Raw genomic sequence first — 21,089 nt, 5'->3', positions numbered from 1 at the left:
ATCTTTCTCAAAAAGCCATCAGCATTGTACAGTCCCCAGTTTAAGGCTCTGATACCATCCCTGGAGCTGGTCTGTAGATCGTTTCGTATTTTATTTCAAAATTCAGGGTTAGAACGAGTGTTGGACCGATTTTTATTCGGTACGCAAGTTTGTTGAAAAGCGCTATTTAGCAGGTTTAAAATGAGTTCCGAGAAAGATATGAAGGGTTCCTGTTCTAAATTTTCTTTATCTGTAGTAGCGACTATTCTCGCTTCTATTAGTAGTCTAGCGAATAGTGTGGAGCTTAGTGCTAGAGAACAGCTTATATGTTTTCCATCTTATTCGTCTCCTGAAGCAGTTGTATTGTTAGATCAAATTAAGGATGTATTAGTTGGTTCTAAAGATGACGATCAAAAAGAAGGACAGTATAAGCTAATTACCGGTACTCCCGGTTCTTTTCAGGAGAAAAAAGTAGAAACTCTTCCAGAGAAGATAGAGCAAAGTACTTTGTTTTCTGTCACGACTCCTTTAGTTATTCAAGGTGTGAATCAAAAGGATCAAACTCTTTCTCAAGGGCTTGTTTGTAGTTTTGTTGGAAATCATTCTGAGATGATTCGTGATAGCGAATCATTTTTTGGGATAGCTTTTGTTGGAAATGGTAGTAAAGCAGGAATTACTTTGACGGACATACAAGCTTCTTTGTCCGGAGCTGCTCTATATTCTTCACATGACCTTATTTTTGAAAAGATCCAAGGGGGAGTTGAGTTTTCTTCTTGTTCTTCTTTTGAAAAAGGAGGGGCTTGTTCTGCTCAAAGTATTTTAATTAACGGCTGTCAGGGTTTGACTGTAAAACAGTGTGCTACGGAGGTAAATGCCGAAGGAATCAGTGCTTTTGATTATCTTGGATCTGGGGGAGGGGCTTTTGTAGCTACAAAATCTCTTTCTGGAGGGCAAAATTTATATGTGCCTTCAGGAGATGTTGTGATCACTAATTGTGATGGTCCCGTGTATTTTGAAGGAAATAGTGCTCATTTAGCTAATGGGGGGGCTATTGCTGCTTCTGGGCAGGTTCTTTTTGTCGCTAATGATAAGAAAACCTCCTTTGTGGATAATCGAGCTTTGTCAGGCGGCGCCATCTCTGCAATTTCTGATATTTCTTTTCAAAACTGTGCAGAACTTTTGTTTAAGGGTAATTGCGCGAATGGAACAAAAGATAAGGGTTCTTTAGGAGGAGGGGCTCTTGCTTCTTTAGGAGAGGTAGTTTTAAAAGATTCTCGTAGTATGAGCTTTGAAAAAAATCAATCAGCTTCTCAGGGTGGAGCTATTTTTGGGAAAATTTGTAAAATTTTTGAAAGTAGAGGGCCTGTGGTATTTAGAGATAATACGGCATCTCTAGGAGGAGGAGTTATTTCAGCTCAAGAAGCTGTGGTTATTCAAAACAATAAAGCCGGGATCTCCTTTGAAGGGAGTAAGGCTAGTTTTGGAGGGATCATTGCTTGTGGAGATTTCTCTTCTGAAAATGGTCCCCGGAATTTAGGCACGATTGATATCTCCAATAACTCAGGAGAGATCTCTTTTCTTCGGACATTATGTATGACTTCAGATTCAGGGCAGATAGATTACCAGGGAGGAGGAGCCTTATTCGCTGAGAATGTTTCCATTTCTAAGAATGCAGGAGCTCTTATTTTCAAAGATAATATTGTGAAGACTTTTGCTTCAAATGGAGAAAGATTAGGGGGTGGAGCAATTTTAGCAAAAAGGGACATTTCGATTACGAATAATCATGAAGAAATTTCTTTTTTAGGAAATGCTCGAGCTCCGCAGGCCGTTCCTACACAAGGATCTGAAGAAGCTTTTCTATCAAATGCAAAAGAATTAACTCAAGCTATTGCAGGCTATTCTGGAGGAGGAGCTCTTTTTGGTGAAGAGATAGCTATTATCAAAAATGCTTCTGTTGTGTTTGAGCAAAATCGCTTGCAGTGTGGTGAGCGAGAGGCTGAAACTTTGGTATCTTGTGGAGGGGGAGCTATTTATGGGATAGAAAGTATTTCCATTGTTGGGAATTTTTCAGTTCGATTTGGAAGCAACTATGCTGTAGGAAATGGGGTCCTAGGAGGGGCTCTTTTGTCGAAAAAAGTTTGTCTATCAGATAATGAGAAGCTCGAGTTTTCTCGAAATATTTCTAGTTTTTATGGAGGAGCTATTCAAGTTTCCGATGGAAATTGTGAGCTAGTAGGTAATGGCGAGGTACTATTCAAAGATAACCGAGGGTTGATATTTGGAGGGGCCATTTCTTGCTCCAAAGGAGATGTGGTAATTGCTAAGAACAAAGGTAGGGTTGCGTTTCGGGATAATATAGTGACGCGTCCTTTCTTTGATGATAATTCTGAAATGTCTGTAGAGAATGAAGTGAAGGAGGATACGGACGATCCTTCTCTTTTAGAGAATATAGAGCAGAGTTTCATCACGGCAGCTAATCAAACATTCCGTACAGAGGAAGAGAATTCTCCGGTAGAGTCTTTGTCTTCTAATGAAAAACTTGCAAAAAGAAACGAGTGCGCAGGAGGAGCTATTTTTGCTGAACGGGTTTACATAGTAGGTAACGAAAAGCCTGTTGTATTTGAGAACAACGTTTCTGATATCTATGGAGGAGCTATTTTTACTGGCTCTTTTCAAAAGAAGAATGAGGTGGATGGGAGTGTTCCAGAAGTTTTGATATCTAGAAATGAAGGAGACGTTATTTTTTCAAGGAATGTAGCAAAGTATGAAGAAGGTTTACTCAGTACGGGTGGAGGAGCTATTTGTACGCAAAATTTGACGATATCAAATAATGCAGGGAATGTTTTATTCTATAACAATGCGGCTTATTTCGGGGGAGCTATTCGAATAGAAGAGCATGGGGAAGTGCTTTTAGAAGCTTTTGGTGGAGATATTGTTTTCAAAGGAAATTCTTCTTTTGGGTCCAGGGGATCAGATGCCATTTATTTTGCAGGTAAAGAATCTCAAATTAAGGCTTTCAATGCTATTGAAGGACATGCTGTAGTTTTCCATGATGCGTTAATCTTTGAGCATCTTGAAGAAAGAAAATCGGGGAGTCCGCTAGTGATTAATAGTCGAGAGAATGATAGATACACTGGAGCAGTCCGGTTTCTAGAAGTAGAGAATACGATTCCCCAATATATTCATGTGCAGCAGGGAAGCCTCGAACTGTTGAATGGAGCGACTTTGTGTAGTTACGGCGTCAGACAAGATCCAGGAGCTAAATTAGTGCTGACAGCAGGGTCTAAGTTTAAGATTTTAGATTCTGGAAATTTTGTAGGAGAGAGTTTACAAGAGGATAATTCCCTAAATACAGAAGAAGCTCATCATTTGTGGATTGGGAAAAATTCTTCGACAGTAGCTCCTATAGTGGATATTCATACAATTTCTATTGATCTAGCCTCTTTCTCTTCTCATCGGGAAATCCCCTTAGAGGCTCCCCAGGTTATTGTTCCTAAAGGCAGCTATGTTCATTCAGGAGAATTGAGCTTGGAGCTTGTCAATACTACAGGCACAGGCTACGAAAATCATGGTTTATTGAAGAGTGAGGCGCAAGTGCCTCTTATGTCCTTCATGGAGTCTAGCAAGGTTTCAGAAGAGTTGAGTAACTTGTCTATCTCTGATTTACGTGTCCAAGTTGCCACACCAAAGATTTCGGAAGATACCTATGGACATATGGGGGATTGGTCTGAAGCTAAAATTCAAAATGGTACTCTAGTTATTAATTGGCATCCCACTGGATATAAACTAGATCCTCAAAAATTTGGAGCATTGGTATTCAATACTTTGTGGGAAGAAGAAGCTGTATTGTTTACTTTGAAAAATGCACGATTTGCGCATAACCTAACTACTCAACGAATGGAATTTGACTATTCTACTAATGCTTGGGGATTTGCTTTCGGTAGTTTTAGAAATATCTCAGCAGAGAATCTTGCTGCTGTTGATGGATATAAAGGGACGTATGCAGGAGCCTCTGCTGGAATCGATACTCAGTTGATGGAGGATTTTGTATTAGGTGTTAGCATATCTTCTTTCCTAGGGAAAATGGATAGCCAAAAGTTTAATGCAGAGATTTCCCGGCAAGGATTTGTCGGTTCTATATACACAGGGTTTTTAGCTGGATCTTGGTTTTTCAAAGGACAGTATAGTCTTGCAGAGACACATAATGATATGAAAACACATTATGGAATATTGGGAGAATCAAAAGGTTCATGGAAATCTCAAGGAATTCTGGCGGATGCTTTAGTTGAGTATTGCAATTTAGTGGCCCCAGCACGACCTACTTTTTATGCTTTGCATGTTAATCCTTATGTAGAAGTGTGCTATGCTTCCATGAAATTCCCTAGCTTCGTAGAACAGGGAAGGGAAGAGCGCTTTTTTGAGAAAACTTCTCTGACTAACGTTACTATTCCTTTAGGAGTGAAATTCGAATTGGCCTTCACTAAAGGGCAGTTTTCGGAAGTTAATTCTCTTGGGATAGGTTATGCTTGGGAAGCTTATAGAAAAATCGAAGGAGGCTTTGTACAACTTCTAGATGCTAATTTTGACTGGAAAGGAATTCCTATAGATCTCCCAAGGCAAGAATTGCGAGTTGTTTTAGAAAATAATACCGAATGGAGTTCATACTTTAGCACAGTTCTAGGAGTCTCAGGATTTTATGGAGGATGTGCTTCTGTAGATAGCAAGTTAGGATGCGAGGCTAATGCTGGTGTGCGCTTGATTTTTTAGTTAATAGAGAGAAAAACTGAGTCCCTAATCTTCATTTCGGAGATTAGGCTTTTTTTTTGAGCAAAAAAGAGAAACATATTAGCGATCACGAATATTTACTAGTCAATAAGTTGGGCAAAGGGTAGAATCCCTCCTTTTTTGTTGAAAAATACCAATAAAAGGTACAGGAGATTTATGGTTCACACGAGTAGTTGTACTTCAGAGGCAGGGATTCAGAATCCTATTGTTGAGGTTGAAAAAGGACTTGAGGGACGTGATAGTAAGAATATCAATAATAATTTTCTTTCGAAGGTATCTTCAGTTACTGGCATAATTTGTATTTTAGCTGGTGTTTTGGGCATTCTTAGTTTCGCTTTAGCGGGAAGTTCTTTGGCTGCAGGTGCAGGAGTGGTGGTAGCTATTATCTCAGCTGTAGTCATTGCTGTAGGCTTGGGTTGTTTGATTTTAGCGGACTGTTTTTATAAGAAAGTAGTGGCTCGATTGCAACTGTCGTTTCAAGATCGTCTAGAAAAACAACGAGAAGATTATAAGAAGCAGATAGCGGAGGAGAAAGAAAAAACATCGTCTATTTTGGAACAATGGAAAGAAGCTTCAGCGGTCTATGACGAAGATATTCGTGGATACGAGAAGGTTGTAGAAGAAAATTCCAGAGAGATTACAGATTTAAGAAAAAGACAAAACGCTCTTCTTGCTGATAAGAAACTTCTTTTAACTGAAAAAAGAGAGCTCGAAGATAAAGTGAGAACTCTCGTTGCAAAAATAGCAGCTCCATCGTCGGATAGTTCAGAGTCGGATGGCGTTGTAAGTGATGTAGGAGCTGGAGAGTCTGTAGAGTAAGTTTTCTAATTCTCAAAGGGAGCTAGTTTTTGTAAAAGCATCATGTCTCCGTATTTGCATAATGTTAAAAGGAAGGTCTGGTCTCAATTGAATTGGTTATCAGGCCTTCTTTTTAACGTTATAGAGTCAATCACGGCGACTTTCATCAATGATTGATTGAGTAAAATCTTGGATCTCTTTGGAAATATTCTTAGCTAAGATCTTTGTTTGTTCTGCAAATTCACGTGTATGATGTTTAGAATTTTTGAGTAGAGCGCGGCCCCTTTTCGTGCCGGATGTTTTGATGCGAAAGATCTTTTTTCTAAGCTGGCTCCCATTCTTAGGGACGAAGAGGCTAGTGAGTAATGTAGCGAGGACTCCACCGAATAGGACGCCCCTTAACCACAAGCAGCATTTATTTTTTTTAGGTTTTTGGTTTTTGAACATCCTTTTTCTCCCAAAACAAAGTTAGTCTTTTCTTCTTATCAAGAGCCACGTGCATAAAGCTATGGCAGCAAATTTTGCTCCACGAATGAGTCGGTCACTGCTAGAGGGCTCAGAATTTTCTTCTTCGCTGGTTAACTCTTCTGCTAATTGGGAAATTTTCCGATTGTTGTATTTCTTTTTTAACCATTTTAGAATGAATTTTTTGCTGAGTAACAAAGGGGCTAACAATCGGATTTCGAAGTTAAATAAAGTGGAAACTCGGTGGACGAACTTCAGGATTTTATTGATTTTAAGCAGTAGACCAATTGTAAGAGCAAAAATCATGACCATCCCAAGGGAAAGCAGAATGCAGCAGGCAACTAAGGCTTCTATTAAATAGGGGGTCATAAAAACAAAAAAAATAAATCATTTAGTTTTCGATAATTATTTTCTTATTTCTATCTTAAAAAGTGAATGTTTGGATGTATTTTGTTTAATATAAAAATGTAAATAATTGATTATCAAAGATATCGATAAAATAGAAGAAGGGGTATGGGAATGCCAATGCAAAGATTACAATAAAAATGTAATAGTTATCTCTGAAAATCAAGGATAAAGTAGTTTTAAGCAAAAGATATGCTTAAGGATAGAGCAATGACACATGATGCGAGACGGTTATTTGGCACTGATGGTGTTAGGGGGAGAGCGAATTTTGAGCCCATGACAGTAGAGACTTCTGTTCTTCTTGGGAAAGCTGTTGCAGGCGTTTTGTTAGAAAAACATGCAGGAAAGCATCGTGTAGTTGTTGGTAAAGATACGCGTCTTTCGGGGTATATGTTTGAGAATGCTCTCATAGCAGGGCTTACTTCTATGGGCATAGAAACCTTGATGTTAGGCCCGATTCCTACTCCTGGGGTTGCTTTTATTACCCGAGCTTATCGTGCAGATGCCGGAATTATGATCTCAGCTTCGCATAATCCTTATCGAGATAATGGGATTAAGATTTTTTCTTCAGACGGATTCAAAATTGGGCAGGCTGTAGAAGAACGTATAGAAGCTATGATAGCTTCCAGAGATTTCGGTAAACTCCCTGACGATCACGAAGTTGGTAAAAATAAACGTGTTAAAGATGCTATGGGGAGATATATTGAATATGCAAAAGCTACCTTCCCTAAAGGGAGAACGCTAAAAGGCTTACGTATAGTTTTAGATTGTGCTCACGGAGCAGCGTATCGAGTAGCTCCTTCTGTGTTTGAAGAGTTGGATGCAGAGGTCATTTGCTACGGATGCGAGCCTTCTGGATGTAATATTAATGAAGGGTGCGGAGCTTTATGGCCTTCTACTATTCAGAAGGCTGTTATTGAGCACAAAGCTGATGTAGGAATCGCTTTAGATGGAGATGGAGATCGTTTAATCATGGTTGATGAGAAAGGGCATATTGTGGATGGTGATATGCTCCTGAGTATCTGCGCAAATGATTTAAAAAAGCGACAGGCATTACCTGAAAACCGTGTTGTGGCAACTGTAATGACAAATTTTGGAGTGTTGCGCTATTTAGAAAGCTTAGGAATACAAGTTACGATCTCTCCTGTAGGGGATCGACATGTGCTGCAGCATATGCTGGAAAGTCAGGCTGTACTTGGAGGAGAGCAAAGTGGGCACATGATTTTTCTAGATTACAATACAACGGGAGATGGGATAGTTTCTGCTCTTCAGGTATTGCGCATTATGATTGAAAGTGAATCAACATTGTCAGACCTTACTGCTTATATCGTAAAAAGTCCGCAAGCCCTAATCAATGTTCCCGTGACTAGAAAAGTGCCGCTGGAATCTTTATCTAACGTACAAGAAGTCCTCCAAGAGGTAAAAGGGATCTTGGGAGATGCTGGACGCATCTTATTAAGATATTCCGGTACGGAAAATATTTGTAGAGTTATGGTTGAAGGAACTAAAAAACATCAAGTAGACTCTCTTGCAAAAACGATTGTTGATGTTGTGGAAGCCGAAATCGGAGCAGAAGTTTCTGAATAGTAGGAAAGCAGTATGTGTGGGATATTTGGATATTTAGGGAAGAAGAACGCTGTACCTTTAGTTTTAGAAGGGTTATCTAAATTAGAGTATCGTGGTTATGACTCTGCTGGGATGGCAGCGATTATTGAAGGTCAACTAGTTGTTGAGAAATCTGTAGGCCCTGTAAGTCAATTATGTTCCATCGTTTCTTCTGATATTTTTGCTCAAGCAGCTATAGGCCATACTCGTTGGGCTACGCATGGGGAGCCTTCTCGATGCAATGCTCATCCTCATGTGGACATGTATGAAAGTTGTGCGCTCGTGCATAATGGAATCATAGAAAATTTCCAAGAGCTTAAAAATGATCTCAGCAACAAAGGGGTGGTGTTCTCATCGGATACTGATACAGAGGTTATAGTCCAGCTTTTCTCGAATAATTACAAAGAGACAGGAGATTTCATTGAAAGCTTTTCGCGAACTCTGAAACAACTAAAAGGAAGCTTTGCCTGTGCTTTAGTACATCGAGATTATCCAGATGTTTTATTGTGCGCCGCTCATGAGAGCCCTCTTATCTTGGGGTTAGGAGAGGAAGAGATCTTTGTTTCTTCCGACGTACATGCCTTCTTAAAACACTCCTGTCGCACGCAAACTTTAGCTTCTGGAGAATTAGCTGTTTTGCGTACAGGAAAGCTTGTAGAAACGTATAATTTCGAGTTAGCTCGTATCCAAAAAGAAGTACGGTATATACACCAGACAGAAGATTCTTTGGATAAAAAAGGTTTTGACTATTACATGCTCAAAGAAATTTATGAACAGCCAGAGGTTTTTGAGCGTATTTTGCAGCTTACATGCGAAAAAGACAAGTTAGCAGATTCTTTTTTAAAAAATTTTTCTTTCGAGGGAATCGAAAGTTTGCATATTGTGGCTTGTGGATCGTCTTATCATGCGGGCTGTTTAGCAAAATATGTGATTGAGTCGATAGCTGCGATTCCTGTGTATGTTGAGACCGCATCGGAGTTTCGTTATCGGCAACCTCATATAGCACCCCATTCGCTAGCTATTTTAATTAGCCAGTCTGGAGAAACTGCAGATACTTTGGCAGCTTTGAATGAGTTTCGTAAATTCAGTGAAGTGCGGATCTTGGGGATATGCAATATTCGGGAGTCTGCGCTTGCGTCTCGAGTAGATCATTGCTTATTCATTGAGGCTGGGTTGGAGATTGGAGTAGCTTCAACTAAAGCTTTTACAGCACAACTATTAATGCTGATTTTACTAGGACTGAGACTGGCAAGTGAACGGCAGATGATCTCTCAAGAAGGTCTTGCTCAAGCAATACAGGGATTGTGTGATCTTCCTCGTCTGACAAAACTTTTTTTAATGAATAGTTCTATACATAATTGGCGTTGTCAGCAAATTGAGGAGACCAGTTTTATTTTTTTAGGACGACGCTTTATGTATCCTATTTGCATGGAAGCGGCGCTAAAATTAAAAGAAATTGCTTATGTAGAAGCTAATGCTTATCCTGCTGGAGAGATGAAACATGGGCCAATTGCTCTGATTAGAGAGGGGACTCCTGTTATCGTATACTGTGGGGATCGCCTCATATATACTAAAACTATCGGGGCTATTATGGAAGTAAAGGCTCGAAAGGCTTACGTTATCGCTCTTGCTCCGGAATCTAACTCAGATATTGCGGCAGTTTCTGACGAGCAAATCTACATCCCCGACAGCCATGATCTTGCTGCACCTATTCTATTTGCCGTAGCAGGGCAGATTATGGCCTACACGATGGCTTTGCAGAAAGGAACAGAGGTAGATAGGCCTAGGAATTTAGCGAAATCTGTGACTGTAGAGTGAGACCAGTTTTTTTCCTTCTTGATGAATAGCATAAGCATCTGTATGTTAGTGGGGACGTAAGAGGTCGTGGGTGCGCGCGTCTCTTTCAGAAAAGGTATATATTCTCATGAATAACAAAACGTTAGGCGGAGCTTTGATTGTCGCAGGAACGACCATTGGCGCCGGAGTATTAGCTGTCCCTATTGCTACTTCGGAAGGTGGATTCCTACCAACAGCATTACTGTACACTGTTTCTTGGTTAATAGCCATCGCTTCTGGGTATTGCTTTTTAGAAGTGCTGACTTGGCTACATGCAAAGAAGAATGTGAATATGGTCTCTATGGCCGAATACACTTTGGGTCATAAAGGCAAAGTAATTATGTGGTTGGTGTATTTGCTGCTTTTTTACTCTCTTCTAGTCGCCTACTTTTGTGATGGAGGGAACATTCTCATGCGTGTTATAGGATGTCGCAGTTGGGACACGCCTTGGATTAGACACGCTATGCCGGTAGTGTTTTTTGTTTTGTTTTCTCCCCTTTTAATGGCAAAGACTTCTGTTGTTGATCAGTGTAATAGGGTTTTTGTTTTTGGATTAGGGATCGCTTTTGCTATGTTTTGCTATTTTGGTTTCCCTTTAATAAAAACAGAGTTGTTAGTGAGGTCTTCTTGGGAAGCTACCCTAAAAGGATTTCCAATTCTTTTTTTAGCATTTGGATTCCAAAACGTCATTCCTACATTGTACCATTACATGGATAAGAATGTAGAGCAGGTAAAGAAGGCCATTGTTATTGGGAGCTCCATCCCTCTTGCTTTATATGTGATTTGGGAAGCTATTGTGTTAGGAGCAGTTCCAGTTTCTTTCTTAGAACAAGCTAAGACAGAAGGATGGACTGCAATTGGAGCTTTGCAATCAGCTTTAAAGTGTTCAGCCTTTTACGTTGCCGGAGAGTTTTTTGGTTTTTTTGCTTTGATTTCTTCGTTTATCGGGGTGTCTCTAGGTCTAAAGGATTTTTTTATAGACGCTTTTCAGTGGAATGAGAAGAAGCGTAGAATAGAAGTCTTTTTCTTAGTTTTTGTGTTTCCTTTAGTACTAGCTATTTTCTACCCAGGTATTGTTTTAAAAAGTTTGGAGTGTACCGGAGCTTTGGGAGAGACTATTGTTTTGGGAATCTTTCCTGTGCTTATGGTATGGAAAGGGCGTTATGGGAAGAAACGTTGCTGTAGTAAGAGAATTCTTCCTGGAGGAAAAGGTTCTCTTCTTATTATGTCGGGACTTGTACTTATCAATTTAGTCCTGATTGCACAGAAGTTTTTGGGATATTAATTCCTTTTGCTTGCTATGTAGACTCGTATCGCACAATACGAGTCTACTGCTTTTTAGTAAGTAGGTTAGCTTGTAACAATGAGACATTTAATAGTCTCAACTTCCTCATATAGGATAGATCAGATTGTCATTTGTAATTCCCCTAATGAAATGAATAGGAAAGGGGAGGGAGTGTATGGACATGCGGAATAAGTGTATAGGAGGGATTTTAATTGTCGCAGGTACAGTAATAGGTGCTGGTGTATTGGCTGTTCCTGTTTTAACTGCTATGGATGGCTTTTTCCCAGCCGCTCTATTGTATGTGTTAGGTTGGTTAGTCTCGTTAGCCTCCGGTTATGGTTATTTGGAGGTATTGACTTGGTGCAAAGGCAATAAGTTGACTAACTTATACTCTATGGCAGAGGAAACTTTAGGAAGGGTGGGGCGTATAGTTTTATGCTTAGTCTACTTATTCTTATTTTATTCACTACTTGTTGCTTATTTTTGTGACGGAGGAAACATCCTTTCTCGGATCATAGGGGAGAAGTTTATTGAAACTTCATGGATGCGGCACGTTATGCCGGTTTTATTCTTTGTTATTTTTGCGCCTTTGCTTATGACTAAAACCTCTGTGATCGATTACTGTAATCGGGGGTTTGTTTTTGGGCTTATTTTTGTCTTCGGACTTTTCTGTGTATTGGGAGCCCCTCGTATACAAGGAGAGCTGTTATTGAGAACATCGTGGTTTTCCGCTCTCAATAGTTTGCCGATCTTTTTTTTAGCTTTTGGTTTTCAAAACGTCGTCCCTTCTTTATATCATTACCTCGATGGAAATGTTCGTGAGGTCAAACGGGTAATTTTAATAGGAAGTTTGATTCCTTTGATTCTATACATTATTTGGGAGGCATTAGTTTTAGGTACGGTCCCCTTGGCTGATCTGCTCAGAGCTAAGCAATTAGGATGGACTGCAGCGGGAGCTCTTCAGGGGTCTTTAAAAAATTCGGCTTTTTATATTGCGGGAGAATTATTCGGCTTTTTTGCTTTAGTTACTTCTTTTATCGGGACTTCTTTAGCCTTAAAAGATTTTTATATAGATATTTTTAAATGGGATGCTCAAAAACAGCGGATGCACATATTTTTCTTAGTTTTTGTATTTCCTTTAATATGGGCTGTTGTTTATCCCGAAATTGTTCTGTCATGTTTACGCTATGCTGGGGGAGTTGGGGGAGCTTGTATAGTTGTGTTGTTCCCAGTTATTATGTTATGGAATGGTCGGTATGGGAAACGGCATTGCTCTGGAAAGAGGATACTACCCGGAGGAAAAACCGTTCTGCTGATTCTAACAGGATATACTGTGTTAAATCTTGTAACCCTGTATTATACGTTTTAGAAAGAGGTAATGTAAAAACTTTTTAAATAGGAGATCTCCATGGGATTGTATGATCGCGATTATGCGCAGGATTCTCGCTTGCCGGGGACCTTCTCTTCCAGAGTGTATGGGTGGATGACTGCAGGGCTGGCCGTGACTGCATTGACATCTTTAGGATTATATGCAACAGGAGCTTACAGAACCCTATTCTCTTTATGGTGGGTTTGGTGTTTCGCAACGCTAGGTGTGTCCTTTTATATTCAAGCTCAGATTCAGAGACTTTCTGTTCCTGCTGTAATGGGGTTATTCTTAGCTTACTCTGTTTTAGAAGGTATGTTTTTTGGAACAATGGTTCCTGTATATGCTGCTCAGTTTGGAGGAGGGATTGTTTGGGCTGCATTTGGGTCCGCTGCTGTGATCTTCGGATTGTCGGCAGCGTACGGCGCTTTTACAAAAAACGATTTAACACAAATTCATAGAATTTTGATGTTAGCTCTTGTTGGCCTTATGGTTATATCCTTAGGGTTTTTGATTGTTTCGCTGTTCACTCCAATGCCACTATTGTACCTATTGATTTGCTATCTAGGTTTGATTATCTTTGTTGGCTTAACGGTAGTCGATGCGCAGTCTATTCGTCGTGTGGCTCGTAGTGTAGGGGATCACGGGGATCTAAGTTATAAGCTCTCTTTGATTATGGCCCTGCAGATGTATTGTAATGTCATTATGATATTTTGGTACTTGCTGCAAATTTTTGCTTCTTCAGATAAAAGACGATAAGAGACAAAGATTTTTTTAGAAAAGAAAGGAGAGGTTTAAGAAAGTTCTTAGGCCCCTCCTTTCTTAGTAGGAAAGAGGGTTTGATGATTTAAGCATCAAGCAATTTATCCAGGAAATGGTCTATAGAAAAGGGAGCGAAATCATGAATAGTCTCCCCATATCCCACGAACCGTGTGGGAATCTTGAGCTCATCGGCAATACGAAAGAGAGAACCCCCTTTAGCAGACCCTTCTATTTTTGTGAAAATCAACCCATTAATCGGTACTGCTTCGTGGAATAATTTCACTTGGTTCAATGTATTGCTTCCTAAAGTTGCATCGATTGTCATCAAAGTCTCATGAGGAGCGCCAGCAAAAGCTTTATTGCAGACGGTAGTAATTTTTTGGAGTTCTTTGAGAAGATTTGTATGTGTGTGAAGTCTTCCTGAAGTGTCTATAATTACGTGATCGTAGTTTCTAGCAACTGCAGCAGAAATCCCATCAAAAGCTATAGCTGCAGCATCGCCTCCCGGCTTCCCGGAGATAAAACCACAGTTTAGGGTATCTGCCCAACAACGCATCTGATCCATTCCAGCAGAACGGAAAGTATCTGTTGCGACGATCAAAACCGTTTGGTTTTGAGAAAGATAGTAGTGAGCAAGCTTTGCTACGGTGGTTGTTTTCCCAGAACCATTTGTTCCTAGGATAAGAGTGCAGTAAGGATGGACAGAAGGAGTCTCTTGCTGAGGCAGGCTGGCTATAATCTCTGATAAAAAAGTGCGAATAAGCTCTTTAATTGTATGTTCATCAGGATTTTTACGTCGACGCAGCTCTTTACAGAACAACTCCGTCAATTTAGGACCAAAATCTCCTTCGTATAAAAGAGCCTCAGCATATTCCAACAAATCTGGAGAAAGAGATCTTTTGAAAATAGAGCGAAGTTTGTCTCCGAAAAACTTAAACACAGAACAGGCAAAGTTGATTGAAGTAAAAAAGATAATAAAAGATAAGAAAGAAAAATGAAAGGGTTATTTATGCATCTTCATGAGTATCAAGCTAAGGACCTTTTAACTTCATACCAATTGCCTATCCCTCCTTATCGTGTGGCAGCTTCTGTACCTGAAGCTGAAGCGGCAATTCGAGCTGAGCACTGGAAATCTGGGGTTGTTAAGGCTCAGGTGCATGCTGAAGGAAGAGGAAAAAATGGTGGTGTTGTTGTTGCGCATTCTCCAGAAGATTTGCTGGCAGCAGTTGATCAGCTGCTGCATATGCAATTTTCTAGTAATCAAACGGCAGGTCTTTCTCTCCCAGTTAATAAAGTTCTACTCTCCCCTTTGATAGAGATTGCTTTGGAGTATTATCTTGCTATCGTGATCGATAGAAAGCATCACTGTCCCGTGATTATGCTTTCTAAAGCTGGAGGTATCAATATTGAAGAGGTTGCAGAAAAACACCCAGATCAACTGCTCAAACTAGCGCTGCCTTCTTCCGGTAAGATATACGCATACCAGCTACGTCGTATTGCTAAGTTTATGAATTGGGATCAATTCATCGCTGATCAAGGGAATCGAATCGTCCGTCAGTTAGTACAATGTTTTTACGAAAATGACGCTTCTTTATTAGAAATCAATCCATTAGTGCTCACTAAAGATGGCACCCTTGTTGTTTTAGATGCTAAAATGACTATAGATGACAATGCCTTGTATCGCCATCCTCAGTTGGCCGATTGCTATGACCCCTCTCAAGAAAATAGGCGTGACGTTTTGGCTAAGCAGTTAGGACTTTCCTATATTGCTCTAGATGGCACGATCGGGTGCTTGGTGAATGGAGCAGGTTTAGCTATGAGTACTTTAGATATTCTTAAGTTGTATGGGGGTTCTGCAGCTAATTTCTTGGATGTGGGAGGAAGTGCTTCGGAAAAGCAAATTCAAGAAGCGATCTCCTTGGTCTTATCAGACAAAAATGTTCGGGTGCTGTTTATTCACATTTTTGGAGGTATCATGGATTGTGATGTTGTTGCTTCCGGATTGGTTTCAGCTATGCAGGGAGAGAAAGAGGTTGTTCCTACAGTAATCCGATTGGAGGGAACCAACGTGGATAAAGGAAAAGAGAGGATTCTTAGTGCTGGGATTCCTTGCGAGTTTGTTGCATCTATGGGAGAGGGGGCGGAACTTGCTGTGAGATTAAGTCATGAGCAGGGAGAGGAACAGTGTTAGAATTATTGAGTGCAGATCTTCCGATTATTACACAGGGTATTACAGGAAAGGCCGGGTCTTTTCATACTACACAATGTATTGCTTATGGATCTAACTTCGTTGGAGGAGTCACTCCTGGAAAAGGAGGCTCTCAATTTTTGGATTTACCCATCTTCGATTCTGTTTTAGAGGCAAAACAGGCAACGGGGTGTCGAGCTTCGATGATTTTTGTTCCTCCACCATTTGCTGCAGAGGCTATTTTTGAGGCTGAAGATGCAGGAATTGAACTGATAGTGTGTATTACAGAGGGCATCCCTGTAAAAGATATGCTGGAAGTCGCTTCTTTCATGGAGAAAAGTTCCTGTCGTTTAGTTGGGCCAAATTGTCCTGGGGTGATTAAGCCGGGGGTTTGTAAGATAGGTATTATGCCTGGATATATTCATCTTCCTGGAAATGTAGGGGTAGTATCCAGGTCAGGGACATTAACATATGAAGCCGTTTGGCAGTTAACCCAGAGAAAGATTGGACAAAGTGTCTGCATTGGAATTGGGGGAGATCCTTTAAACGGGACTTCGTTTGTTGATGTTTTACAAGAATTTGAAAAAGACAGTCAGATAAAAGCTATTCTCATGATTGGAGAGATTGGGGGAGAGGCTGAAGAGGAAGCTGCTGATTGGATACGGAATCATTGTAGTAAACCCGTTATTGCTTTTATCGCAGGAGCTACCGCTCCAAAAGGGAAACGAATGGGACATGCAGGGGCTATTATTTCTGGAAATCGTGGAGATGCTTTTAGTAAACAGCAAGCTTTGAGACAAGCTGGTGTGATCGTTGTGGAATCGCCTGCACTTATTGGGGAAATTGTCGCGTCAATTATGAAAATAGATTAGTTTCTTTGATGAGAATAAGATCAGTGGAGTAGTGCCCTTGATTTGCATCGAGAGATTTTGTATGCTGCATACTTGCTCTTCATGATGCATAAAAATAGGAAAAGGGGCCTATACGCCCGGATCGCTTATCAAGGAAAAGATGATGAAAAGATTATTGTGTGTATTACTGTCGACATCAGTTTTCTCTTCGCCAATGCTGGGCTATAGTGCGTCAAAGAAAGATTCTCCAAAAGATGTTTGTCTTATAGCATCCCAGAGTGATCAGGCGATCTCTCAGGAGGATTTATTAAAAGAAGTTTCTCGAGGATTTTCTAGAGTCGCTGCTCAAGCAACTCCAGGAGTCGTTTATATAGAGAATTTCCCTAAAACGGGAGGGCAAGCTCTTACCCCAACAGGGAATAAACGGGGGTTTCAAGAAAACCCTTTCGATTATTTCAATGATGAGTTTTTTAATCGGTTCTTTGGATTGCCTTCGCATAGAGAGCAACCCCGTCCTCAACAGCGTGATGCGGTGAGAGGGACCGGTTTCATTGTGTCTTCAGATGGCTATGTCGTGACTAACCACCATGTAGTAGAGGATGCAGGGAAGATTCACGTTACTTTACACGATGGACAAAAATATACAGCAAAAATAGTAGGACTCGATCCCAAAACAGATCTTGCTGTTATCAAAATCCAAGCAGAAAAGCTGCCTTTTTTGACTTTTGGAAATTCTGATCAATTACAGATAGGTGACTGGGCCATAGCGATTGGAAATCCTTTTGGATTACAAGCGACGGTAACAGTTGGAGTCATTAGTGCCAAAGGAAGAAATCAGCTACATATCGTAGATTTTGAGGATTTCATTCAGACAGATGCAGCAATTAATCCTGGAAACTCAGGAGGGCCGCTCTTGAATATCAACGGCCAGGTCATTGGAGTTAATACGGCTATTGTTAGTGGTAGTGGAGGATATATTGGTATAGGATTTGCTATCCCTAGTTTGATGGCTAAACGAGTCATTGATCAGTTGATTAGCGACGGACAAGTAACAAGAGGATTTTTGGGAGTTACCTTACAGCCCATCGATTCTGAGTTAGCAGCTTGTTACAAATTGGAAAAAGTATATGGAGCTCTAGTTACGGATGTTGTTAAAGGCTCTCCAGCTGAAAAAGCAGGGTTACGTCAAGAGGATGTGATCGTTGCGTATAATGGGAAAGAAGTAGAGTCTTTGAGTGCTTTACGTAATGCAATTTCCTTGATGATGCCTGGGACTCGTGTTGTTTTAAAAGTTGTTCGTGAAGGGAAAACAATCGAAATACCTGTGACCGTCTCGCAAATTCCTGCAGAAGATGGTATGTCTGCACTTCAAAAGATGGGAGTTCGGGTTCAGAATATTACTCCAGAAATGTGCAAGAAGCTAGGGTTGGCTTTGGATACTCGAGGTATACTTGTCGTATCTGTAGAGGCTGGCTCACCTGCTGCTTCTGCAGGGGTTGCTCCAGGCCAATTGATTCTTGCTGTGAATAGACAGCGGGTAGCTTCAGTTGAAGAGTTAAACCAGGTTTTAAAAAATGCTAAAGGAGAAAGTATTCTCCTTATGGTTTCTCAAGGAGAAGTTGTCCGGTTTATTGTCTTGAAATCGGATGAGTAGTTATCGATGTTGTCTTTCAAAATTGGTGGGGCTTTCTAGAGCCCCTTTTCTTTGAGTAGGAAGAAATATTTGTGTGGATATAAGAGATCTAACCATGTACGCTGTCTTTCCTACTGTTAGGTGGTAACAAAAAAGAGAAGGGAGAGAGTTAATTTGCTCCTCTGTTGTAGAAGATTGAGTAAGATATGAAAGCTGGGGATACCTATAGAAATTTCGTAGTCAAGTTGAGTCAGGATCTTCCCGAGATCGAGAGTAAACTTATTGAAGTTGAGCATACTCCAACGGGAGCAACGATCATGATGATCGTGAATAATGATGACGAAAATGTCTTCAATATTTCTTTTCGGACTTGTCCTCAAGATTCTAGTGGTGTTGCTCACGTACTTGAGCATATGGCCTTGTGTGGGTCTGAAAACTATCCCGTTCGAGACCCGTTTTTCTCCATGACAAGACGTAGTTTAAATACTTTTATGAACGCGTTTACTGGAGCTGATTTTACTTGTTATCCCGCTGCCTCTCAAATACCAGAAGATTTTTATAATTTGCTGAGTGTGTATATTGATGCTGTATTCTACCCATTGTTAACAGAGAATAGTTTTTTACAGGAAGCTTGGCGGTACGAGCGGACGGAAGAAGGGCTATCTTATACAGGAATTGTTTTCAATGAGATGAAAGGAGCCTTGATGTCGGGGGAGTCTCGTCTGAATGAGGCTATGAATGCAGCTCTGTTTCCGTCAGTGACCTATGGGGTGAATTCTGGAGGAGATCCTAAAGAGATTGTTTCTTTGAACCTGGAGACAGTGCGAGCTTTTCATGCAAATCAGTATACGCTAAGTCGTTGCTTGTTTTATTTTTATGGAAATATCAGACCTTGTCGTCATTTAGACTTCTTGGAAGAAAAATTGCTAAGACGAGTCGGGAAAGTAGAAAGACAAAGTGTTACCCTTCCTTTACAGAAGCGTTTCAAAGAGCCCGTACGTGTTATTGAGAAATATCCGTCTGACGAAGCAGATGAGGATAAAGTACTTTTTGGACTCGCCTGGTTGACTTGTTCCATTTTTGATCAGCAAGATCTTCTTGCTTTACATGTGTTGGATCTTGTGTTGATGGGGACAGATGCAGCTCCTCTCAAATCTCGATTATTAAAATCGGGGCTATGCAAACAAGTCGATATGAGTATAGACAGTGAATTGCACGAAATTCCCGTATATATTGTTTGTAAGGGATGTTCACATGCAGGAAGTCAGAAGTTAGAAAGTTTGATTTTAGCCAGTTTGGAAGAGATTCTTCAAGAAGGCATTCCTATAAATTTAGTTGAAGGGGCTGTTCATCAGCTGGAGTTATCAAGAAAAGAAATCTCTGGGTATGCTATTCCTTATGGGTTGTCTTTGTTCTTCCGTGCAGGTTTGTTACGACAGCATGGAGGTAAGGCTGAGGATGGTTTGCGGATTCATACCTTGTTCGCTAATTTACGGGAAAATATCCAAAAGCCCGATTATTTACCTAAATTGGTTCGGAAATATTTCTTAGATAATCCTCACTATACTCGCGTTATATTTCTTCCAGATTCACAGTTAGTTGCTCAAGAGAATAAAGAAGAACGCAATGCCTTGCACGCCATTCAAATGAAAATGAGCGAGGAAGATTTAAGTAGAGTTGAGACCATTTCTAGGCGTTTAGAGGAGTATCAAGCTCAAGAAGAAGATATAGATAAAGTGCTACCTCTCTTTGCTTTAGATAAAGTTCCTTCTTTAGGGAAAGAATTTGTTTTAGAAAAAGAGGTATTCCCTGAAGGGGAGGTTCTGCATCATAATTGCTTTACTAATGATATCCTTTTTGTTGAATTAGTCTTTGATCTTCCTCCTCTTACAGTAGAAGAACTCCCTTGGTTGCGGCTTCTTGTTTTTGTTCTGCTTCAGCTAGGTAGTGGAGGACGTTCTTATAAAGAACAGTTAGAATTTCTTTTAGAACATACGGGCGGTGTAGATGTTCTCTATGAATTTTCTTCGCAGGCTACTGATTCTAACTCCCTCTCTCCTTCGATAAGTATTCGAGGTAAAGCTTTAGTCTCTAAAGCAGAATATTTGTTCCGGATAATTAAAGAGACGCTGACGACCGTAGATTTCTCTGATATAGGGCGGTTTAAGGAACTTTTGATGCAGCACGCAGAGTCTTTAACTAATAGCGTACGAAATAGTCCGATGGGGTATGCCATTAATTTGGCTTGTTGTAATAAGTCTGTCGCTGGTGGACTCTCTTATCTCATGACGGGGCTTCCTTATGTCAGGTTTGTTAGAGAACTTCTCAAGAATTTTGATCAAGAAGCACAAGAGATTGCGAATCGATTACAAGATCTTTATAAAAAGTGTTTTGTGGGTCGGCGACAACTTGTAGTTAGTAGTAGTAAAATGAACTACCAGACTTTGCATGACCAACGTTTTTTTGGTCTGCTGGATGAGAAGCTTGGATCTGTGGATTTATGGCGGAATCCTGTTCTTGAGAAAGTTGAAGATTCTCGAGGCATTGTAATTCCTGCTCGAGGGGCTTACAATGTACTTGCCTTTCCATTAGGCTCTCTTGCCTATGACCATCAGGATGCCGCAGTTCTTTCTGTTGCTGCAGAAGTTTTAGGAAATGTCATTTTACACACTAAGATTCGAGAGCAGGGCGGAGCCTATGGGGCTGGAGCCAGTGCGAACTTTGGGCAAGGAACTTTTTATTGTTATAGTTATCGAGATCCCGAGGTCTCTACTACTTATCAAGTGTTCTTACAAGGAATTCGAGATATGGCTGCTGGAGAATTCTCAGATGACGACGTTCATGAGGGTATTCTTGGAGTCATTCAAAATCTAGATGATCCGATTTCTCCAGGGAGCCGTGGTGCGACATCGTATTATCGATCACGAAGTGGTAAAGTTCCCTTTGTTCGTCAATCCTTTCGTCAAGCTGTTTTAGCAACAACTAAAGAGCAAATTTGTAAGGTTGTGCGTAGCCGTCTTGAGAATAGCCTTGCTGAAGCTACATTTGTCTCTTTTGCTGGAGAGGAAATGTTGCAGAAAAGCGTAAAAGACCTCAATGAGACTTTCCGTATAGAAACTGCTTTCTAAGCT

Annotated in this window: 14 protein-coding genes; 11 read left to right on the top strand and 3 right to left on the bottom strand. The window is 40.5% G+C overall.

The features are described from left to right. Nucleotides 1-180 precede the first annotated feature (180 nt). Together IJ490_RS01865 and IJ490_RS01860 are read left to right on the top strand one after the other, a co-directional pair. Entirely contained in the window at nucleotides 181-4,746 is a 4,566-nt protein-coding gene (locus IJ490_RS01865) for a polymorphic outer membrane protein middle domain-containing protein (RefSeq protein ID WP_291892818.1), read from the top strand. A gap of 174 nt (nucleotides 4,747-4,920) precedes the next feature. Next, nucleotides 4,921-5,583 (top strand): hypothetical protein, encoded by a 663-nt coding sequence (locus tag IJ490_RS01860; protein ID WP_291892814.1) that lies wholly within the window; start codon nucleotides 4,921-4,923, stop codon nucleotides 5,581-5,583. 126 nt (nucleotides 5,584-5,709) lie between these two features. Here IJ490_RS01860 and IJ490_RS01855 read toward each other — a convergent pair whose 3' ends face one another. Both IJ490_RS01855 and IJ490_RS01850 read right to left on the bottom strand, forming a co-directional pair. Continuing rightward, on the bottom strand, nucleotides 5,710-6,009 hold the full coding sequence (locus IJ490_RS01855; RefSeq protein WP_291892811.1) for a YtxH domain-containing protein: 300 nt from the start codon (nucleotides 6,007-6,009) through the stop codon (nucleotides 5,710-5,712). Nucleotides 6,010-6,030: 21 nt separating this feature from the next. Beyond that, complete coding sequence (locus IJ490_RS01850) at nucleotides 6,031-6,396, bottom strand: hypothetical protein (RefSeq protein WP_291892808.1); 366 nt, start codon at nucleotides 6,394-6,396, stop codon at nucleotides 6,031-6,033. 246 nt (nucleotides 6,397-6,642) lie between these two features. Here IJ490_RS01850 and glmM point away from each other — a divergent pair, with 246 nt between their 5' ends. From glmM to IJ490_RS01825, 5 genes are all read left to right on the top strand, one after another. Then, complete coding sequence (glmM, locus tag IJ490_RS01845; RefSeq protein ID WP_291893101.1) at nucleotides 6,643-8,019, top strand: phosphoglucosamine mutase; 1,377 nt, start codon at nucleotides 6,643-6,645, stop codon at nucleotides 8,017-8,019. 12 nt (nucleotides 8,020-8,031) lie between these two features. Continuing rightward, nucleotides 8,032-9,855, top strand: a complete 1,824-nt coding sequence (glmS, locus tag IJ490_RS01840) for a glutamine--fructose-6-phosphate transaminase (isomerizing) (RefSeq protein WP_291892805.1) — start codon at nucleotides 8,032-8,034, stop codon at nucleotides 9,853-9,855. Nucleotides 9,856-9,961: 106 nt separating this feature from the next. Next, nucleotides 9,962-11,158: an aromatic amino acid transport family protein gene (locus IJ490_RS01835; protein WP_291893099.1), complete on the top strand. Its 1,197-nt coding sequence runs from the start codon at nucleotides 9,962-9,964 to the stop codon at nucleotides 11,156-11,158. A 175-nt stretch (nucleotides 11,159-11,333) separates the two neighbouring features. Further along, a complete protein-coding gene (locus IJ490_RS01830; RefSeq protein ID WP_291892801.1) occupies nucleotides 11,334-12,527 on the top strand; it encodes an aromatic amino acid transport family protein in 1,194 nt (397 codons plus the stop codon). Nucleotides 12,528-12,566: 39 nt separating this feature from the next. Next, entirely contained in the window at nucleotides 12,567-13,283 is a 717-nt protein-coding gene (locus tag IJ490_RS01825; RefSeq protein ID WP_291892798.1) for a Bax inhibitor-1/YccA family protein, read from the top strand. 88 nt (nucleotides 13,284-13,371) lie between these two features. On the opposite strand, the gene ftsY is transcribed toward IJ490_RS01825, so the two are convergent. Further along, entirely contained in the window at nucleotides 13,372-14,226 is an 855-nt protein-coding gene (gene ftsY, locus IJ490_RS01820; RefSeq protein WP_291892795.1) for a signal recognition particle-docking protein FtsY, read from the bottom strand. Nucleotides 14,227-14,295: 69 nt separating this feature from the next. Between ftsY and sucC the strand changes: the two genes are divergently transcribed. The 4 genes from sucC (at nucleotide 14,296) to IJ490_RS01800 (ending at nucleotide 21,086) form a co-directional block, all read left to right on the top strand. Next, on the top strand, nucleotides 14,296-15,477 hold the full coding sequence (gene sucC / locus IJ490_RS01815; protein ID WP_291893096.1) for an ADP-forming succinate--CoA ligase subunit beta: 1,182 nt from the start codon (nucleotides 14,296-14,298) through the stop codon (nucleotides 15,475-15,477). Then, a complete protein-coding gene (sucD, locus tag IJ490_RS01810; RefSeq protein ID WP_291892790.1) occupies nucleotides 15,471-16,346 on the top strand; it encodes a succinate--CoA ligase subunit alpha in 876 nt (291 codons plus the stop codon). Before sucC ends, sucD begins: the two co-directional genes overlap by 7 nt. A gap of 139 nt (nucleotides 16,347-16,485) precedes the next feature. Continuing rightward, nucleotides 16,486-17,979: a serine protease HtrA gene (gene htrA / locus IJ490_RS01805; protein ID WP_291892787.1), complete on the top strand. Its 1,494-nt coding sequence runs from the start codon at nucleotides 16,486-16,488 to the stop codon at nucleotides 17,977-17,979. Nucleotides 17,980-18,164: 185 nt separating this feature from the next. After that, nucleotides 18,165-21,086 carry an insulinase family protein gene (locus tag IJ490_RS01800; protein ID WP_291892784.1) on the top strand — a complete coding sequence of 974 codons (2,922 nt, stop codon included), beginning with the start codon at nucleotides 18,165-18,167 and terminating at the stop codon, nucleotides 21,084-21,086. The last annotated feature ends 3 nt before the right edge of the window (nucleotides 21,087-21,089 follow it).

This window comes from Chlamydia sp. (assembly GCF_017472245.1).
GTDB lineage: Bacteria > Chlamydiota > Chlamydiia > Chlamydiales > Chlamydiaceae > Chlamydia.
The sequence above is the reverse complement of the archived record's forward strand: the minus strand, read 5'-3'. Positions and strand labels throughout refer to the sequence as shown.

What these genes read in the sequence shown, in the direction of transcription:
- htrA (WP_291892787.1), top strand. Translation starts at nt 16,486, where the DNA reads ATGATGAAAAGATTATTGTGTGTATTACTGTCGACATCAGTTTTCTCT.
- IJ490_RS01825 (WP_291892798.1), top strand. Translation starts at nt 12,567, where the DNA reads ATGGGATTGTATGATCGCGATTATGCGCAGGATTCTCGCTTGCCGGGG.
- IJ490_RS01860 (WP_291892814.1), top strand. Translation starts at nt 4,921, where the DNA reads ATGGTTCACACGAGTAGTTGTACTTCAGAGGCAGGGATTCAGAATCCT.
- IJ490_RS01800 (WP_291892784.1), top strand. Translation starts at nt 18,165, where the DNA reads ATGAAAGCTGGGGATACCTATAGAAATTTCGTAGTCAAGTTGAGTCAG.
- IJ490_RS01865 (WP_291892818.1), top strand. Translation starts at nt 181, where the DNA reads ATGAGTTCCGAGAAAGATATGAAGGGTTCCTGTTCTAAATTTTCTTTA.
- IJ490_RS01855 (WP_291892811.1), bottom strand. Translation starts at nt 6,009, where the DNA reads ATGTTCAAAAACCAAAAACCTAAAAAAAATAAATGCTGCTTGTGGTTA.
- IJ490_RS01850 (WP_291892808.1), bottom strand. Translation starts at nt 6,396, where the DNA reads ATGACCCCCTATTTAATAGAAGCCTTAGTTGCCTGCTGCATTCTGCTT.
- glmS (WP_291892805.1), top strand. Translation starts at nt 8,032, where the DNA reads ATGTGTGGGATATTTGGATATTTAGGGAAGAAGAACGCTGTACCTTTA.
- sucC (WP_291893096.1), top strand. Translation starts at nt 14,296, where the DNA reads ATGCATCTTCATGAGTATCAAGCTAAGGACCTTTTAACTTCATACCAA.
- glmM (WP_291893101.1), top strand. Translation starts at nt 6,643, where the DNA reads ATGACACATGATGCGAGACGGTTATTTGGCACTGATGGTGTTAGGGGG.
- IJ490_RS01835 (WP_291893099.1), top strand. Translation starts at nt 9,962, where the DNA reads ATGAATAACAAAACGTTAGGCGGAGCTTTGATTGTCGCAGGAACGACC.
- IJ490_RS01830 (WP_291892801.1), top strand. Translation starts at nt 11,334, where the DNA reads ATGGACATGCGGAATAAGTGTATAGGAGGGATTTTAATTGTCGCAGGT.